Origin of the sequence: Aeromonas sp. (genome assembly GCF_051657805.1) — a bacterium.
In the GTDB taxonomy this organism is placed as follows: Bacteria; Pseudomonadota; Gammaproteobacteria; order Enterobacterales; family Aeromonadaceae; genus Aeromonas.
Window position 1 is genome coordinate 162,785 of sequence record NZ_JBOFLJ010000056.1, and the last position, 18,049, is coordinate 180,833.

At 59.9% G+C, this 18,049-nt stretch carries 12 protein-coding genes and 1 pseudogene; 9 read left to right on the forward strand and 4 right to left on the reverse strand.

What is annotated here, in order from left to right; genetic code table 11:
- The first annotated feature begins 133 nt into the window (after window positions 1-133).
- Window positions 134-1,627, forward strand: coding sequence for an alanine/glycine:cation symporter family protein (locus ACRCYW_RS17155; protein ID WP_438551235.1), 1,494 nt, complete (start codon window positions 134-136; stop codon window positions 1,625-1,627).
- An 84-nt stretch (window positions 1,628-1,711) separates the two neighbouring features.
- Here the strand turns inward: ACRCYW_RS17155 and ACRCYW_RS17160 are convergent, their stop codons facing one another.
- On the reverse strand, window positions 1,712-2,518 hold the full coding sequence (locus tag ACRCYW_RS17160; protein ID WP_438551236.1) for a crotonase/enoyl-CoA hydratase family protein: 807 nt from the start codon (window positions 2,516-2,518) through the stop codon (window positions 1,712-1,714).
- 168 nt (window positions 2,519-2,686) lie between these two features.
- Between ACRCYW_RS17160 and ACRCYW_RS17165 the strand changes: the two genes are divergently transcribed.
- From ACRCYW_RS17165 to ACRCYW_RS17200, 8 genes and pseudogenes are all read left to right on the forward strand, one after another.
- Window positions 2,687-4,471 carry a putative nucleotidyltransferase substrate binding domain-containing protein gene (locus tag ACRCYW_RS17165; RefSeq protein WP_438551237.1) on the forward strand — a complete coding sequence of 595 codons (1,785 nt, stop codon included), beginning with the start codon at window positions 2,687-2,689 and terminating at the stop codon, window positions 4,469-4,471.
- Window positions 4,472-4,478: 7 nt separating this feature from the next.
- Window positions 4,479-5,111 (forward strand): 3'-5' exonuclease, encoded by a 633-nt coding sequence (locus ACRCYW_RS17170; protein ID WP_438551238.1) that lies wholly within the window; start codon window positions 4,479-4,481, stop codon window positions 5,109-5,111.
- A gap of 106 nt (window positions 5,112-5,217) precedes the next feature.
- Window positions 5,218-5,529, forward strand: a complete 312-nt coding sequence (locus ACRCYW_RS17175) for a DUF485 domain-containing protein (RefSeq protein WP_438551239.1) — start codon at window positions 5,218-5,220, stop codon at window positions 5,527-5,529.
- An 11-nt stretch (window positions 5,530-5,540) separates the two neighbouring features.
- Window positions 5,541-7,196, forward strand: coding sequence for a cation acetate symporter (locus ACRCYW_RS17180; protein ID WP_438551315.1), 1,656 nt, complete (start codon window positions 5,541-5,543; stop codon window positions 7,194-7,196).
- A gap of 96 nt (window positions 7,197-7,292) precedes the next feature.
- A pseudogene (locus ACRCYW_RS17185) lies at window positions 7,293-7,601 on the forward strand (HNH endonuclease); the annotation flags it as partial.
- 462 nt (window positions 7,602-8,063) lie between these two features.
- A complete protein-coding gene (locus tag ACRCYW_RS17190; RefSeq protein ID WP_438551240.1) occupies window positions 8,064-9,212 on the forward strand; it encodes an alpha-xenorhabdolysin family binary toxin subunit A in 1,149 nt (382 codons plus the stop codon).
- 81 nt (window positions 9,213-9,293) lie between these two features.
- Window positions 9,294-10,355, forward strand: coding sequence for an alpha-xenorhabdolysin family binary toxin subunit B (locus tag ACRCYW_RS17195; protein WP_438551241.1), 1,062 nt, complete (start codon window positions 9,294-9,296; stop codon window positions 10,353-10,355).
- A gap of 602 nt (window positions 10,356-10,957) precedes the next feature.
- Window positions 10,958-12,550, forward strand: a complete 1,593-nt coding sequence (locus tag ACRCYW_RS17200) for an ABC-F family ATPase (RefSeq protein ID WP_438551242.1) — start codon at window positions 10,958-10,960, stop codon at window positions 12,548-12,550.
- 502 nt (window positions 12,551-13,052) lie between these two features.
- Here ACRCYW_RS17200 and ppiD read toward each other — a convergent pair.
- The 3 genes from ppiD to lon all read right to left on the reverse strand — a co-directional run bounded on the left by ppiD (window position 13,053) and on the right by lon (window position 17,985).
- On the reverse strand, window positions 13,053-14,966 hold the full coding sequence (ppiD, locus tag ACRCYW_RS17205) for a peptidylprolyl isomerase (protein ID WP_438551243.1): 1,914 nt from the start codon (window positions 14,964-14,966) through the stop codon (window positions 13,053-13,055).
- 151 nt (window positions 14,967-15,117) lie between these two features.
- Entirely contained in the window at window positions 15,118-15,390 is a 273-nt protein-coding gene (hupB, locus tag ACRCYW_RS17210; RefSeq protein ID WP_005315375.1) for a nucleoid-associated protein HU-beta, read from the reverse strand.
- Window positions 15,391-15,630: 240 nt separating this feature from the next.
- On the reverse strand, window positions 15,631-17,985 hold the full coding sequence (gene lon, locus ACRCYW_RS17215; RefSeq protein ID WP_438551244.1) for an endopeptidase La: 2,355 nt from the start codon (window positions 17,983-17,985) through the stop codon (window positions 15,631-15,633).
- Between the last annotated feature and the right edge of the window lie 64 nt (window positions 17,986-18,049).

An 18,049-nucleotide genomic window follows, 5' to 3' on the forward strand; every position in this document is an offset into this window, starting at 1 on the left:
ATGTTAAAACCCGCGGACTTGGCAGTCGAAAGTCCCGTCTACATCGGTGTGACCCTACTTGTTACCCACTATTCAATTTTAGGGAACGAGGCACAGACCTCGTCAAGACAGCGCAACAAAGGAGTTGTTGTACATGAATGAGATCGTCAATGCCATCAATGGTGTGATCTGGAGCCCTGCGCTCATCTATCTGTGCCTGGGAGTCGGCCTCTACTTCTCCCTGCGCAGCCGTTTTTTGCAACTGCGTCATATCAAGGAGATGATCCGGTTGATGTTTGATGGCAAGAGCACCGATGCCGGTGTCTCTTCCTTCCAGGCCCTGGCCATGACCCTGGCGGGTCGGGTCGGTACCGGCAACATTGCCGGGGTCGCCACCGCCATCACCTTCGGCGGCCCGGGCGCCCTGTTCTGGATGTGGATGGTCGCCTTCCTCGGCGCCAGCTCCGCCTTCGTGGAATCCACCCTGGGTCAGGTCTACAAGGAGAAGATCAACGGCGAATACCGCGGCGGTCCGGCCTTCTATATCGAGAAAGGGCTCGGCATCAAGTGGTACGCCTGGACCTTCGCCATCGCCACCATCTTCGCCTGCGGCGTGCTGCTGCCAGGGGTACAGGCCAACTCCATCGGTGCCAGCCTGCAGACCGCCTTTGATATCGACCCCAACGTCACCGCCGCGGGGCTGGCGATCCTGCTCGGCTTCATCATCTTCGGCGGCGTGAAGCGCATCGCCAACTTCGCCAGCACAGTCGTGCCCTTCATGGCGCTGGGTTACATCATCGTCGCCTGCGTCATCATCGCCCTCAACATCGGTCAACTGCCGGGTGTGCTGATGCTCATCTGGAAGAGCGCCTTCGGGATGGAAGCCGGTTTCGGTGCAATTCTGGGCCTGGCCATCATGTGGGGGGTCAAGCGTGGGGTCTACTCCAACGAAGCGGGTCAGGGGACCGGTCCTCACGCCTCCTCCGCCGCCGCCGTGAGTCACCCGGCCAAGCAGGGTCTGGTACAGGCGTTCTCCGTCTATATCGACACCCTGTTCGTCTGCTCCGCCACCGGCTTCATGCTGCTCATCACCGGTCTCTACAATGTACAAGGTCCGAATGGCGCCGCTCTCTACACCGGCATCGCCGGCGTAGCCGCGGGCCCCGGCTATGTGCAGACCGCCATGGAGAGCATGATGCCCGGCTTTGGCAGCATGTTCGTGGCCATCGCGCTCTTCTTCTTCGCGTTCACCACCATAGTCGCCTACTACTACATCGCCGAGACCAATATCGCCTTCATCACCCGCAAGATGAAGCAGCCCTGGCTGATGTTCGTGCTGAAGCTCGCGCTGATGGCCTCCACCGTCTACGGCACCGTCAAGACCGCCGATCTGGCCTGGGGCCTCGGTGACATCGGCGTCGGCCTGATGGCCTGGCTCAACATAGGCGCCATCCTGCTGCTGCAAAAGCCCGCCTTTGCCTGCCTGCGCGACTATGAGGCGCAGAAGGCCCAAGGGCTGGATCCCGTGTTCCACCCGGAGAAGCTCGGCATCAAGAACGCCGACTACTGGACGGGCCGTCGCTCCGAGCAGAATCTGGAGCAGGAGCAGGCCGGTCACCCCTTCGAGGCGGATCGCACCCCCTCCTGATCCCGTACTTCATGAAGAGATGATCAAAAATGGCAGCCTGGGCTGCCATTTTTCTTTGGGTGAATATGCCTGCTTTCAGGCTCCCTAGAGTGCATTGCGCCTCGGGCCAAACGGCAGGCGCCAGCGAAACAGGCTGTTGAGGGTGGCGCGCCACTGATTGGGCCGCCCCAGGATCTGCCGCTGCAACCGGGTCTCTTCCTTCAGCATCGCCTCGTCGCTGTGGGCCCAGGCCTGGGTGTAGAGCCGCTTGATCCCCGCCAGCGCGTCCGGCGACTTGGTGATCAGGGTCCTCGCAAACGCCCGCGCCTCCGCCAGGGGATCGTCACAGACCCGGCTCACCAGACCCAGGCTCTTGGCCTCGGCGGCCAGCAGCTCGCGCCCGCTCATGGCGAGCTCCATGGCGGTATCCACCCCCATCAGGTTGCGCAGGGTGACGCTGCCGCTCATGTCGGGAATGATGCCCCACTTGATCTCCATCACCGAGAAGCGGCAATCCGGGGTGCTGAAGCGAAAATCGGCGCCGAGCGCGATCTGCAGGCCGCCGCCGAAGCAGACCCCCTGGGTCACCACTATCACGGGCACCGGCAGTTGGTGCCAGCCATAGGCGACCCGCTGGGCGAGATTGGTGGCCTCGTCCGCCTCCCGCTTGAGGATATCCAGGGCCGCCACCGGCTGGCGCAGCATGGATTTCACATCCAGCCCGGCGCAGAAGGCCCGCCCCTCCCCGTGCAGGATCACCGCCCTCAGCCCCTTGTGGCGGCTCAGCTCATTGAGCGTCTCGTCGATGGCCCCGAACATGGCCCTGTCCAGCGCATTGAGTTTGTCTCCCCGGCTCAGCAACACCTCGGCGATGCCGTCCCGGATATCCCATTTGACCCTTGGTCTGTCCATGTCCCTACTTCTCCCTGTGAATCGATACTGGTCATACCACTACGTTACCAGAGTGTTACCAGCGGGTATAGAGAGGCTTGGCTCCCATTGCGACTAAAGTCGGCTGGCCTTTCGCTGCCCCTCTTTGTCAGACTGGCCCCAGCTCCCCTGCCCAGGCCGAGGCACAGCATGTCCCTCTTATTCGATTTCACCCGTCCCCCCTTCGACTGTCTGGATGCAGAGGCGCGCCACCGGCTCGGCCAGCACCTCAGCATCTGCTACTTTCGCGCCGGCCAAACGGTGCTGAGGCCGGGCGAGGCCCCGCCCGGCCTCTACCTCATCACCAAAGGGGCGGTGGAAGAGTCCGGCCCCCACCAGCGCTTCGGCGACTATGGGGAGGGGGACATGTTCGATGTGCGGGCCCAATTCGACGGCCACTGCCGCCACCGCTTCCAGGCACTGGAAGATAGTCTCTGCCAGCTCATCCCCAGTGCCACCTTCTCGGCTCTGTGTGAGGAGAACCCGGACTTCGCCCGCTACTTCACCGCTACCCTGAGCGAGCGCCAGCGGGAGCAGGAGCGGCGCAGCCAGCTCGGCCAGCAGAATCTGGCAGAATTTATCCTGACCCGGATCCAGCCCCACCACCTGCAGCCCGCCCTGCAGCTGGACAGGCACACCAGCCTGCTGGCCGCGACCGAGGCCATGGCAGCCAGGGGCACGGATTGCCTGCTCTACCCGGCCAGCGATGGCAGCCTGAGCCTAGCCACCCGCAAGACCCTGCTCCATGCCCTGACCCTGAGCGGCCTGCCGCTCTCTGCCCCCCTGTCACTCCTGACGCCAGCCCCCCTCATCGGTCTGCCCCTTGACGGCTATCTGTTCGATGCCCTGCTGCTGATGACCCGCCATCGTATCAAGCGGTTGGTGGTCTGGCAGGGGCAGGAGGTGGCGGGCGTCCTGCACCTGACCCAGGTGCTCGGCCTCTTCTCCGCCCACTCCCACGTGCTGACCCTGCGTATCGCCCGGGTGGACGACCCCGCCTCCCTGGAGGCGGTAGCCAGGGAGCAGCAGCAGCTTATCCGCGTCCTCCATGCCCAGGGGATCCACACCCTCTTCCTGATGCGGCTCATCGCCACCATCAACGAGCAGCTGATCGCCAAGGCCTTCAGCCTGGTGATCCCGACCCTGGTGCAAGACAGGATATGCCTGCTGATGCTGGGCTCGGAGGGGCGCGGCGAGCAGATCCAGAAGACCGATCAGGACAACGCCCTGATCCTGCCAGCCGGGTTGCACTGGCCGGACAGGGAGCGGGATCTCGCCGCCTTCAGCGCCCTGCTGGCGCGCCTCGGCTATCCCCCCTGTCCGGGCCGGGTCATGGTCAACAATCCGGCCTGGACCAGGGAGGCGAGCCAGTGGCAGGGCGACATCGAGCGTGCCTGTCAAAGGGCCAGTGAAGAGGATCTGCTCTGGCTCGCCACCCTGGCCGATGCCCAGGCCATCGCCGGGGATCGCCATCTGTTGCCTCCCCTCGCCCGGCGCCTGCGGGCAGCACTCTCGGAGCGACCCGATCTGTTGGCGGAGATGGCCAGGGCGGCGGTCGCCTTTCACACCCCCCTCACCCTGTTCGGCCGCTTGGAACAGGCCCCGGAGGGGCTGGATCTCAAGCGCGGCGCCCTCTTCCCCCTGGTCCATGGCCTGCGCGTGCTGGCCTTGGAGGCCGGGGTGCTGGAGACCTCCACCCTGGGACGCATCGAGGCCCTGGTGGCCCAGGGTCGCCTCAGCCAGGACTATGGCGCCAACCTGGCGGAGGCGTTTCGGCTCTTCATTCGCCTGCGACTCGGCAGCCAGCTCAAGGGGGAGAGCAGAGTGCGGGTGGAGAGCCTCGGCCATGGAGACAGAGATCTGCTGCGCCACGCCCTGCATCAGGTGAAGAAGTTCCAGCAGTGGCTCAGTATCCACTTTCGTCTAAGGCAGTGAGCGGAACATGAGTCTCTGGCAGCACGAGCGCAGACGCTGGCATGGCCGTCACTTTCGTCAGGGGGAGTTTGCCCCCCTGTTCGGCCCGCCCCCGGCGGATGAGTGGGTGGCGTTGGACTTCGAGACCACCAGCCTGGATCCCGGGCGAGCTGAAATAGTCGCCATCGGCGCCGTGCACATCAAGGGCAACCGACTGCTCACCGGCGAGGCGCTCTCCCTCAGAGTACAGGCCCCCCCCAGCCTCAGCGAGCAATCGGTCTCCATCCACGGCCTGCGCCATCAGGACTTGCAACAGGGTCTGCCCCTTGAGGAGGCCCTGCGCCGGCTGCTGGCCTTTATCGGCGCTCGCGAACTCGTGGGTTATCACATCGCCTATGACCTGCGCATCCTCGCCCTCGCCTGCCGCAGGCATTGGGGGCTGCACCTGCCCCAGCGCGGCATAGAGGTGAGCCGCCTCTACCACGATCACCTCTATCGGCGCTATCCGGATGCGGCCATCGATCTGCACCTGGCCGCCATCTGCCAACATCTCGGTCTGCCTGCCCTGCCCGCCCACGACGCCCTGGCGGACGCCACCGCCGCAGCCCTCATCTTCCTGCGCCTCACCCTGGGCGGCCCCCTGGCTTATCCCAAAGTCTAATTGTCGACAAATAACATTTAATTCACATTTCGGTTACATGAGCAGGCCTCCTGCTCGGTAGGGACAAGTTCAATCACAGTCGACACAACCGTCACGGAGAACTGCAATGGAACAGCAACGCTATCTGAGGATCCAGCAAGATCCTGTCTTCCAGGAGTTGGTCGCCAAGCGCCAACGCTTCGCCTGGACCCTCTCCATCCTGATGCTGGGGCTCTACCTGGCATTCATCCTGCTCATCGCCTTCGCCCCCGGCTGGCTCGGTACCCCGCTCAGCGAAGGCTCCGCCATCACCCGTGGCATCCCGGTGGGGGTGGGTCTCATCCTCGCCTCCTTCGTGCTGACCGGCATCTATGTCTATCGCGCCAACGGCGAGTTTGACGAGCTGAACAACAAGATCCTCAAGGGAGCGCAATCATGAGCGGTATCTCCATGAAACACACCCCCTGGCTGCTGCTCGGCGGTCTTCTCTCCACCCCCTTGCTGGCGGCCGATGCGCTCACCGGCGAGGTGCAGCGCCAACCCCTCAACGTGCCGGCCATCGTCATGTTCGTGGCCTTCGTGGCCGCCACCCTGTTCATCACCTACTGGGCCTCCAAGCGCAACCGTTCGGCCTCCGACTACTACGCCGCCGGCGGGCGCATCACCGGCTTCCAGAATGGCCTGGCCATCGCCGGCGACTACATGTCCGCCGCCTCCTTCCTCGGCATCTCCGCCCTGGTCTACACCTCGGGCTATGACGGCCTCATCTACTCCATCGGCTTTCTGGTAGGCTGGCCCATCATCCTCTTCCTTATCGCGGAGCGGCTGCGCAACCTCGGCAAGTACACCTTCGCCGACGTCGCCTCCTACCGCCTCAAGCAGACCGAGGTGCGTACCCTCTCAGCCAGCGGCTCCCTGGTGGTGGTGGCCCTCTACCTCATCGCCCAGATGGTCGGTGCCGGCAAGCTCATCGAGCTGCTGTTCGGCCTGCAATACCACATCGCCGTGGTGCTGGTCGGTATCCTGATGGTGCTCTACGTGCTGTTCGGCGGCATGCTGGCCACCACCTGGGTACAGATCATCAAGGCGGTGATGCTGCTCTCCGGCGCCTCCTTCATGGCCATCATGGTGATGAAGTCCGTCAACTTCGACATCGGTGCCCTGTTCAGCGAAGCGGTCAAGGTACACGCCAACGGCGTGGCCATCATGAGCCCGGGTGGCCTGGTCTCCGACCCCATCTCCGCCATCTCCCTCGGGCTGGCGCTGATGTTCGGCACCGCCGGCCTGCCCCACATCCTGATGCGCTTCTTCACCGTGAGTGACGCCAAGGAAGCGCGCAAATCTGTGTTCTACGCCACCGGCTTCATCGGCTACTTCTACATCCTGACCTTCATCATCGGCTTCGGCGCCATCCTGCTGGTCAGCACCAACCCGGCCTTCAAGGACGCAACCGGCGCCCTGCTCGGCGGCACCAACATGGCGGCCGTGCACCTGGCCGATGCGGTGGGGGGCAGCCTGTTCCTCGGCTTCATCAGCGCCGTGGCCTTCGCCACCATTCTGGCCGTCGTAGCTGGCCTGACCCTGGCCGGGGCCTCCGCGGTCTCCCACGATCTCTATGCCTGCGTGCTGAAGAAGGGCAAGGCAAACGAGGCGGATGAACTGCGGGTCTCCAAGATGACCACGCTGGTGCTGGGTGTGGTGGCCATCGGCCTCGGTATCCTGTTCGAGAAGCAGAACATCGCCTTCATGGTGGGCCTGGCCTTCTCCATCGCGGCGAGCTGCAACTTCCCGGTGCTCTTCCTCTCCATGTTCTGGTCCCGCCTGACCACCCGCGGCGCCGTCTATGGCGGCTGGCTGGGGCTGGTGAGCGCAGTGACCCTGATGATCCTGGGCCCCACCATCTGGGTGAAGGTGCTGGGTCATGCCGAACCCATCTACCCCTACGAGTACCCGGCCCTCTTCTCCATGGCCATCGCCTTCGTCGGGATCTGGTTCTTCTCGGTGACCGACAAGTCCCAGACTGCCTCCGACGAACACGCGAAGTTCTTCCCGCAGTTCGTTCGCTCCCAGACCGGGCTCGGCGCCGCCAGCGCCAGCTCCCACTAAGCCCCGTATCTTCGCTTCAAAGCCGGCCTTGTGCCGGCTTTTTTCATGGTCACTGCCCCGGTCGACTTGAGGTGATTTAGTCGGGTCACCGGTGTTACCAACAAGGCCCTGCTCATTGCCAGCCACATCAAGCCCTGGTCTAAGTGCGAGAACAACGCCGAGCACCTGGATAGCCACAACGGCCTGCTGCTCTCCCTTCACATCGACAAGCTGTTCGACTGGGGTTGGATTACCTTCACTGATTCTGGCGACCTGCTGTGTGCCGAGCCCAGCATCGAGCAGGCCCTGCTGCAGTGGGGCGTTGAGTTACCCCTAAACGTCGGCCCGTTCAACTCTAAGCAGGCCGCATTCCTCGAGTACCATCGTGACGAGATTTTCAAGGCAGAGTCCATCGCTACATCCTGATTCTCCTCAACCTAAGCGGAAGCGCCTCTCCCGCCCAACCCGGCCTCTTCCCCCCTACAAATCCGTGATCCCCCTCGGGGTTGCATCCCATTTGACCCCATCACTTGAACAATAAAGAAGCATCCTCAGTTGAGGATACCTTAGTTCACCAAATGTCGGAACTTTCGTCGGTTCCGGCTTAATCCCCTTGTTCGAGGAATCAAGCGAGAGTGCATAGCACATTGATTTCACATCAACTTCATTGTGTAGCGGAACATTCACAACCACGCAATTGGCACATTTATCAGCTTGGTTTTTGAGTCAATTTGCATAGGTTGATTAGGCGTAGCAATTACGTGAGTTTTTGGCTCAAGACATAGAACTTGTTCAAGTCCTTATAATTTGGGAGAAATAATCAAAATGATTGCTGACACTTCCGTACCCATTAAGTCTAAGCCTATTGAGGCTGGACAGGTTCCAACTTTGACGCTGAAGCTGCTCACTGGTAGTCAAACTGATGGCGGCCGCGCAGCAGGCATCTTTACTGCCGACGACCTAATCAAAATCTTGCTGTATGTCCGCGCTGCCAGGAAGCTACCGCAGAACCTAGAAGAGTTCACGAAGGAAATTGGCAGTGACAGCACAGGCATTCCTGGGCTTGAGCCTAAAGAAATCATTGATTTGTACCAAAAGATCACTGGCCATGCTAACCGCTGGACACCAGTCGAAAGTTTGGTGAAGAAACAAGCCGCTAGCCTCGAAGTCGCATCGGAAGACATCGTTAGAATTGGTGGCCAAGTCATCAAGGCCATCAACCAGATGGATATCATAGAGCAGCTGAAAACCATCAAAGACTCGACTGTAACAATCCCAATCTCTAGTGACAAAGACACCAAAATTCAAAAGGCGTTGCCAGAAGTCATCGAGAGGTTAAAAGAAACCTGCATCAAACAGCAGGCAAAGACGCTCGAGGTGCTAAGGGCAGTGCGTGACTACAAGACCGAGATATCTGGTGGCACTCTGTCAAACAACCGAGCAGTGACGGGTCTTGAGCCAGCGATCGCAGACAAGAAAGAGCGGGCAAAGAAAGCCAATTTGGATGGTCAGATCAAAGAACTCCAAGACAGTATTGATGACCTTCAAAAGGATATCGATCAACTGAAGAAAGACTACGACAAGTATGTCGGGCTTGCATTCACTGGTGCCGCAGGTGGAATTATTGGTCTCGCCATTACAGGCGGCATTTTTGGCGACAAGGCTGAGAAGGCTCGGAAGGAGAGGAACTCAAAAATCCAGCAAAAGGATGACAAGTCCAAAGATCTAAAACGGAAACAGCAGGTACAGGGAATACTCAATCAGTTTGCAACCCAATTTACAGATATTGGAATGCGTCTATTGGATGCTGAGCAGTCCCTAGAGCACCTCGACTTCTTGTGGAACGACATCATCGTAAGAATTGATCAATCGGTTGATAAGTGGATGCAAGTCAAAGACAGCGATATGTTGCTGTCCTTTGTTACTGACCTGGAAGGAATCGTCAAGCCGTGGAGTGAAGTGGGCAACATGAGCACCGGGCTTGAGAAAGTCTTTGACAAGGCTTATGAAGAGTTCAAAAAAACCTACGGCTCCTAGTGAAAGCTCACCTCGATAAATTTTCGAGCACAGCCACGCTTTCCAAGCACTTTTCAAACATGCGATAAGGTCATCATCACTATGCAGCTTTCCAATTCTACAGCTAATATCCCGAACTTTGAGTCTGTGGCACATTCAGTCACAACTATTAAGCGAAGCGTTCCTGCGACAAGCGATGGAGCATATACCTACTTTACAGATCGTCTTAAGCTCGCTGCTACTGTGGCAGACAACCTTAATCAAGAGATCAGCAACGCTCTTACCTTGCTGCCAACCTCGTTGAACAACATGAAGACAGTCCAACCACTTCAACAAAAAAGTGGTGAGATTGATGAAGCCCAACGCACGGGCAAAATTTCTACTGAGCAGGCCAACGCCGCACGGGCACAGTTGCAAGGCAAGCTGAGTACGACAGTCTCATCCACCCTCACAGACTTTGACAATGCTGCGACTAAGCTTTCTGAGCCTGCCGATCGCTTATCAACATTCGGGAAAGAAATCGAGGTGCGACTTAAGGGGGCCATAGCCACCGAGACAGCAAACCATGAGCGCCTAAAGCAGGACGTTGACCGTGAGTCTGCTCGCCTCAAAACCCTCAAAGATCGCTACGAAACCTTAGCTGCAGCCGTTGATGAAGCGCGGGGTGGGCCTACTGAAGACCTTGCTGGACTCTTGCCAGATGAAAAGGAGCTGTCGAGCCTTCTTGATGCTGAACCGGAGGATGCCGCTGCTCCGGAAGTTGGAGCCGCGAAGAAGGCCATCGAGCTATCCATAAAGCAAATTAAGAAAATATTGGCGGCTGTTAACAAGACCATTAAGTTCGAGCAACTCACCCAAATGCGCGATGAAGTCTCCAAGGCGGTGACGAAGCAGACCTGTGTGGTAGAGGCCTTTCAAGCAAGGCTGCGGTCGGAGAACACAACACTAGCGCTGCTAGACACGATTGGAACGGCGGGAACGTCCATGACCGCGCTTGCTACGGAAACTACTAAGCTCTCCACAGAATTCTCTAGTTTTGTGGCAACGCTTCGGGATTTAAACAATCAGGCCGTCACGGCGGATAACTTAATGGAAATCATTAACTACATGGAGTTTTATGTGAAACAAGCTCGTGATGCTCGTAGCAAAGTCATTCTCTCTTAAACTGTTGCTCCGAACACGATCGCTCATTGTATAAGTGCGATCGCCGTTATCACCTTACACCGGCCTCAGGCCGGTGTATTCCCTCCTCTTATGAACACCTGTAGTCACTCCCCTTCTCTATGTGGAGCGTTGGGCTGTGCATGTCTGCTCTTGGGCTCATCAGGCCAATCCACCCTGCCACATTCATGCCCGTACCCTCACTCCCTAGCCACAGCATCCGCCGCCGCTTAGCCGTCTCGCACACCCGCACCTTACTTCCTGGGTCTGCCGCTCCCAGCTTGTGGCCTTGGCTGCCAGCTCCACCGCAGGATGCGGTATACCGGCGGGTCCGAACTTCGACCAGCGCGGTATCCAGCGTCGCCAGCCACAGCTCCCACTAAGCCCCGTCTCTTCGTTTCCAAGCCGGCCTTGTGCCGGCTTTTTCTCTTCTCTGACCCCTCATCTCTTCCTTGTTGTCCTGTGATCCTCCTCCCCTGACGCAATCTCTTCGTCGTCACTCCAGCGGCCTGCATGCAATAGCGCCAGATCACAGTTCTCGCTAAAACTTTCGGGGGATCTGTGCCATAATGCGCGCCATTTGACAGACCAACCGGGACATTCCAGTGCTTTCAAGCAACAACATCACCATGCAGTTCGGCGCCAAGCCGCTGTTTGAGAACATCAGCGTCAAGTTTGGCGGCGGCAACCGCTACGGCCTCATCGGCGCAAACGGCTGTGGCAAGTCCACCTTCATGAAGATCCTCGGCGGCGATCTGGAGCCCACTGGCGGTAATGTGAGCCTGGACGTCAACGAGCGCATCGGTAAGCTGCGCCAGGATCAGTTCGCCTACGAAGAGATGCGCGTGCTGGACGTGGTCATGATGGGCCACACCGAGCTGTGGGCCGCCATCGCCGAGCGTGACGCCATCTATGCGAACCTGGAAGCGACCGACGACGACTACATGAAGGCCGCCGAGCTGGAAGGCCTGGTCGCCGAGTACGACGGCTACACCGCCGAAGCCCGCGCGGGCGAGCTGCTGCTGGGTGCCGGCATTCCCATCGAGCAGCACAACGGCCCCATGAGCGAAGTGGCACCGGGCTGGAAGCTGCGGGTGCTGCTGGCACAGGCGCTCTTCTCCAACCCCGATATCCTGCTGCTGGACGAACCGACCAACAACCTGGACATCAACACCATTCGCTGGCTGGAGCAGGTGCTCAACGATCGCGAGAGCACCATGATCATCATCTCTCACGACCGTCACTTCCTGAACTCCGTCTGCACCCACATGGCGGATCTGGACTACGGCGAGCTGCGCGTCTACCCGGGCAACTACGACGAGTACATGACCGCGGCCACCCAGGCCCGCGAGCGCCTGATCGCCGACAACGCCAAGAAGAAGGCCCAGATCGCCGATCTGCAATCCTTCGTCTCCCGCTTCAGCGCCAACGCCTCCAAGTCCAGCCAGGCGACCTCCCGCCTGAAGCAGATCGACAAGATCAAGATCGAGGAGGTCAAGGTCTCCAGCCGTCAGAACCCCTTCATCCGCCTCGAGCAGGACAAAAAGCTGTACCGCAACATCCTGGAAGTGGAAGGGGTGTCCAAGGGTTATGGCGAGGCGCCCCTGTTCAAGGGCCTCAACATGATGCTGGAAGTGGGCGAGAAGGTCGCCATCCTGGGTACCAACGGCATCGGTAAATCCACCCTGATCAAGACGCTCGTTGGGGATCTGGCCCCGGATACCGGCACCATCAAATGGTCCGAGAACGCCCAGATCGGCTACTACGCCCAGGATCACGCGGAAGACTTCGACACCGATCTCAATGTGTTCGACTGGATGGCCCAGTGGAAACAGGCCAACGAAGACGAGCAGGCGGTGCGCTCCGTGCTGGGTCGTCTGCTGTTCTCCCAGGACGATATCAAGAAGCCGGTCAAGGTGCTCTCCGGTGGTGAACAGGGCCGCATGCTGTTCGGCAAGCTGATGATGCAGCGCCCCAACATCCTGATCATGGATGAGCCGACCAACCACCTGGACATGGAATCCATCGAATCCTTGAACCTGGCGCTGGAGATGTATCAGGGCACCCTGATCTTCGTCTCCCACGACCGTGAGTTCGTCTCCTCCCTGGCGACCCGGATCCTGGAGTTGACCGAGAACGGCATCCGCGACTTCGGCGGCACCTACGAGGATTACCTGCGCACCCAGGGTGTGGTGTAAGCCCCTCCCCGCACTAATCTCATGCAAACCGGCGCCCAGGCGCCGGTTTTTTATTGCCTCCAAATGGCCCCAGCCCGCCAGTACCCTGCCGCCCTACCGCTCTGCTCCGGATGGGCCTGGACTCTCCACACAGCCGCTTCTGGTGCTGTACGCCCGGATTGGTACACATGCTCAGCACCACCGCTCTTTCCCAACACACGCACGCTTGGCTGGCTGGCTCTGGCTCTGGCTCTGGCTGGTATCATCCACTCTGTGTCGACATACACATAATGCGTAGCCAGCGTACGCTGACGGTCCCCACCGACATGCGTCCAGCCGACTCCTGACCAGAGCAAGGCCCATTCGCACTGCGTCGACATGCTCCCTATAGGTCTCGGAACGGCATAGATTATCTGCAGGATAGACACCTGGCGATGGGATGGATGGTGCTTCAAAATGAGTATCTTGCAGATAAAAAAACGGCCCCTGAGTGGGGCCGTTTTCGACGGGATGTGAGGTCGACTTATTCGACGGTCGCTTCCACGTCGGTGAAGTACTCGATCTTGGCAGACTTGCGCAGCTCGTCGATGAGGGACTTGTAATCCGCCTGGGCCTTGCCCTGGCCCAGCTGCCCTTGCAGCAGGCTGACCATCTCGGACGGCTTCTCGGTCACGTTGACCTTGTCCAGCGCCACCACCACGCGATCGCCGTTCGCTTCGGCCACCAGTTCGACGCTCGGCTTGCCATCCTTCGGATGGGGCATGCGGAACGCCTGGGCCAGCAGGTTCTGATCCATGTCCTGGGTGAAGCGCACCACACCCTTGTGGGCCTCGACCTTGGCACCCAGGGCGGTCAGATCGGCCTGGATATCCTCGCCGGCATGCAGCTTGTCCAGCAGCCCTTGCGCCTTGCCACGGGCCACTTCGCTCGCCTTGTCATGCTTGATGGCCGCAATCACCTGCTCCTTGACGTCCGCCAGCGGTTTGGCCGCCTTGGGCTGGTGACCCATGATGTGCAGCACCAGCGCCTTGCCGTCGGAGAGCTCGATCACGTCGGAGTTGGTGTTGTCATCGCGCAGCTGTTCGGAGAAGGCCACCGACAGCACCTTGGGATCGTTGAGGGGCGCCGGGGCATCGGCCTGGCTGAAGTAATCGGAGGAGACAACCTTCAGACCCATGGCTTCGGCGGTCAGATCCAGGGAGTCCGGGTTCTCGAAGCTGCTGTCAGCCATCTTCTGCTGCAGGGCAAAGAACTGCTCCTTGGCCTTGTCAGACTGCAGACGGGTGATGGTCTCGCTCATCACATCGGCAAACGGCTTGGTCTTGGCCGGTTCGACCGCCAGCAGCTTGATGATGTGGAAACCGAACGGGCTCTTCACCACGGCAGAGAGGTCACCGGCCTTGGCCAGGGCAAAGGCGGCCTTCTCGAAGGCGGGATCCATCACCCCTTTCTCGAACCAGTCCAGCTCGCCGCCCTTCTTGGCGGAGAAGGTGTCGGAGGAGTTGGCCTTGGCCAGCGCGGCGAAGTCTTCACCGCCCTTGGCCTTGACCAGCAGCTCTTCAGCCTGCTTCTCGGCGGCCTTCTCGTCCTTGCCGAACGGGATCAGGATGTGTGCCACCTGACGACGCTCCGCACGCTGGAACAGGTCCTGGTGCTGATCGTAGTAATCCTGGGCATCCTGCTCGGTCACCTTGATCTCTTTGCTCATGGTGGCGGCATCGAGCAGCAGGTAGTCGACCTTCACCTTCTCGTCGTTCATGAAGCGGGTGCTGTTGGCCTTGTAGAACTGCTCCACCTCGGCATCGGTCACCTGGACCTCATCCGCATAGGCAGCGGCGGCCAGGCGCACCAGACGCAGATCGCGAGTCTGGTTGTAGAGCTTGTCTAGCTGCTCGGCCTCACCCTTGAGGGCGAACTCCGAACCCAGCACGGCGCCCATCAGCTGCTGGCGCACCATGTCCTGACGCAGGGAGTCGCGGAACATCTCCGGGGTCATGCCGGCGCGGCGGATCAGCTGCAGGTAGCGATCGTTGTTGAACTTGCCGTTCTCGGCAAACTCCGGCATGGCGACGATGGCCTGCTTGATCTGCTCGTCGCTGACGCGCAGACCGAGCTCACGGGCCTTGCCGTCGATCAGCGCCTGATCGATGAGACGATCCAGCACGCCACGGCGGAACTGTTTCATGTAATCGGGATTGGCGGCCAGCTGGTTGAAGGCTTCCCCCATCTGGGATTCCATGCGGGCCCGCTCGTTGCGATAGGCATTCTCCAGTGCGGGAGCACTGATGTCATTGCCGTTGACGGTAGCGGGGGCGGTACGTGCCGGGCCATTGAGGTAGCTGCCTACACCGGCCAAGGCAAAGGAGAGGATGATCAGGCCCAAGATAACCTTGGCTACCTTGCCCTGCGCCCCTTCGCGTAGTTTATCCAACATCATGTTTGTACTTATGCTCCCGAACTCGATGGGCGTAAATAATGAAAAGGCGCACCGATTGCGATGCGCCTTGGTCAATCAGTATGAGGGAGAGCCCTCTCACTTGTCTGGTCTGTGACCAAGGACGGTGGCCGATGTGAAATCAGCGCCCGGCTTAGTTGACCGCGTCTTTCAGGGCCTTGCCGGCTTTGAAGGCAGGAACTTTGCCGGCGGCGATTTCGATGGTCGCACCGGTTTGCGGGTTGCGGCCAGAACGAGCGGCACGCTCACGAACAGCGAAAGTACCGAAGCCAACCAGTGCAACCTGGTCGCCCTCTTTCAGTGCTTCACCAACGGCGTCGATGAAGGCATCCAGCGCACGGCCAGCAGCGGCTTTGGAGATATCAGCACCGTCTGCAATCTTGTCAATCAGTTGAGATTTATTCACTCTTATTTTCCCCTATTATCGAACATCGCTGCGGCGCTGATTTCCCTGGCCACAACAAGTGGAGGTTTTATAGCAAGCCTCCTGATCAGTTGCAAGTGACAATCTGGCGCAAACCCGCGCCACATCACGCATTGCGACTCATCATGAGTACCCGATCGGTGGTCAAGGCTACTTCCGTTATCCGGCGCATGCAAGCCTTAACCACCCCTCGAATGCGCCAAATTTGCGGCACATCAACATTTACACGACAGAAACGCGTTCGAAACCCTGCGGATTCTCTTGCAGCGCCAGCGCCAGCACCTCGTCAATCCAGCGAACCGGATAGATTTCAAGGTCTTGTTTCACGTTGGCCGGAATTTCTTCCAGGTCCCGCTCGTTCTCTTTCGGGATCAGCACCCGCTTGATGCCACCACGGTGAGCCGCCAGCAGCTTCTCCTTGAGACCACCGATGGGCAGCACTTCGCCGCGCAGGGTGATCTCCCCCGTCATGGCCACGTCCGCACGCACCGGATTGCCGGTGAGGCTGGAGACCAGAGCGGTACACATGGCGATACCGGCGCTCGGACCGTCTTTCGGGGTCGCCCCTTCCGGCACGTGCACGTGGATGTCGCGCTTCTCGTAGAAGTCGCCGTTGATGCGCAGCTTCTCGGCACGGGCCCGCACCACCGTCATGGCCGCCTGGATGGACTCCTGCATCACATCCCCGAGGGAGCCGGTATAGGTCAGCTTGCCCTTGCCCGGCATATTGGTGGTCTCGATGGTGAGCAGATCGCCCCCCACCTCGGTCCAGGCCAAGCCGCACACCTGACCAATCTGGTTCTGATCGGTGGCCTTGCCGTAATCGAAGCGCTGTACCCCGAGAAACTCCTTGAGGTTCTCCTGATTGACCAGTACATGCTTGATGCTCTTGTCCAGCAGGATCCGCTTGACCGCCTTGCGACAGATCTTGGAGATCTCGCGCTCCAGGCTACGCACCCCCGCCTCGCGGGTGTAGTAACGGATCACGCCGATCAGCGCCGAGTCATCTATGGTGATCTCGGAAGGCTTGAGGCCATTGCGCTGGATCTGCTTGGCCACCAGGTGCTGCTTGGCGATGTTGAGCTTCTCGTCCTCGGTGTAACCGGACAGACGGATCACTTCCATCCGGTCCAGCAGCGGACCCGGGATGTTCATGGAGTTGGAGGTGGCCACGAACATCACGTCCGACAGGTCATAATCCACTTCCAGGTAGTGATCGTTGAAGCTGCTGTTCTGCTCGGGATCCAGCACTTCCAGCAGGGCAGACGCGGGATCGCCGCGCATGTCCGAACTCATCTTGTCGATCTCGTCCAGCAGGAACAGCGGGTTCTTCACCCCGACTTTCGCCATCTTCTGGATGAGCTTGCCGGGCATGGAGCCGATGTAGGTGCGACGGTGACCGCGGATCTCCGCCTCGTCACGCACGCCGCCGAGGGCCATGCGCACATACTTGCGACCGGTCGCCTTGGCGATGGACTGACCCAGCGAGGTCTTGCCCACACCGGGAGGCCCGACCAGGCAGAGGATGGGGCCCTTGAGCTTGTTCACCCGCGCCTGCACCGCCAGGTACTCGAGGATGCGATCCTTGACCTTGTCCAGGCCATAGTGATCCGCGTCCAGCACTTCCTGGGCCTTGCCGAGGTCTTTCTTGACCTTGGAGCGGGCCTTCCAGGGCACCTGCACCATCCAGTCCACGTAGCTGCGCACGACGGTGGCTTCGGCGGACATGGGGGACATCATCTTCAGCTTGGCGAGCTCGGCCTGGGCCTTCTCGCGCGCATCTTCCGGCATCCCCGCCTCTTCAATCTTGCGATTGAGGGCTTCGAATTCATCCGGGCTGTCTTCCAGCTCACCCAGCTCTTTCTGGATGGCCTTCATCTGCTCGTTGAGGTAATACTCCCGCTGGCTCTTCTCCATCTGCTTCTTGACCCGGGAGCGGATGCGTTTCTCGACCTGCAGCAGGTCGATCTCCGACTCCATCATGGCCATCAGAAACTCGATGCGCTCGGACACGGAGGCGATTTCCAGCACCTTCTGCTTGTCTTCGAGCTTGAGCGGCATGTGGGCCGCCATGGTGTCCGCCAGGCGCGCAGCATCGTCGATCGCCGAGATCGAGGTGAGCACCTCGGGCGGGATCTTCTTGTTGAGCTTGATGTAGCCTTCAAACTGGCCGATGGCGGAGCGCACCAGCACATCCTGGTCCTTCTCCTCGATGGCGGCAGACGCTATGTACTGTGCCTCCCCGACGAAGAAGTCCTTGTCATCGATCATCCGCTCAAGACGGGCACGCTGGCCCCCTTCCACCAGCACCTTGACGGTGCCATCCGGCAGCTTGAGCATCTGTAAAATGTTGGCCACTGTCCCGACGGAGAAGATCTCCTCCACCGTAGGCTCGTCAGTTGACGCATCCTTCTGGGCCACCAGCAGGACTTTCTTGTCCTGCTCCATGGCCGCTTCCAGACAGCGAATGGATTTTTCCCGCCCCACAAAGAGTGGAATGACCATGTGGGGGTAAACCACCACGTCACGAAGAGGCAGGACGGGAATCTCGATGCGTTCAGAACGCTCTAGGTTCATATATGTCCTCTCGGCTTGTTATACCGTTGGCAAAGCGCTTGGCAGAGTATATGGGGGCGCAAAG

What these genes read in the sequence shown, in the direction of transcription:
- ACRCYW_RS17155 (WP_438551235.1), top strand. Translation starts at nt 134, where the DNA reads ATGAATGAGATCGTCAATGCCATCAATGGTGTGATCTGGAGCCCTGCG.
- ACRCYW_RS17160 (WP_438551236.1), bottom strand. Translation starts at nt 2,518, where the DNA reads ATGGACAGACCAAGGGTCAAATGGGATATCCGGGACGGCATCGCCGAG.
- ACRCYW_RS17165 (WP_438551237.1), top strand. Translation starts at nt 2,687, where the DNA reads ATGTCCCTCTTATTCGATTTCACCCGTCCCCCCTTCGACTGTCTGGAT.
- ACRCYW_RS17170 (WP_438551238.1), top strand. Translation starts at nt 4,479, where the DNA reads ATGAGTCTCTGGCAGCACGAGCGCAGACGCTGGCATGGCCGTCACTTT.
- ACRCYW_RS17175 (WP_438551239.1), top strand. Translation starts at nt 5,218, where the DNA reads ATGGAACAGCAACGCTATCTGAGGATCCAGCAAGATCCTGTCTTCCAG.
- ACRCYW_RS17180 (WP_438551315.1), top strand. Translation starts at nt 5,541, where the DNA reads ATGAAACACACCCCCTGGCTGCTGCTCGGCGGTCTTCTCTCCACCCCC.
- ACRCYW_RS17195 (WP_438551241.1), top strand. Translation starts at nt 9,294, where the DNA reads ATGCAGCTTTCCAATTCTACAGCTAATATCCCGAACTTTGAGTCTGTG.
- ppiD (WP_438551243.1), bottom strand. Translation starts at nt 14,966, where the DNA reads ATGATGTTGGATAAACTACGCGAAGGGGCGCAGGGCAAGGTAGCCAAG.
- lon (WP_438551244.1), bottom strand. Translation starts at nt 17,985, where the DNA reads ATGAACCTAGAGCGTTCTGAACGCATCGAGATTCCCGTCCTGCCTCTT.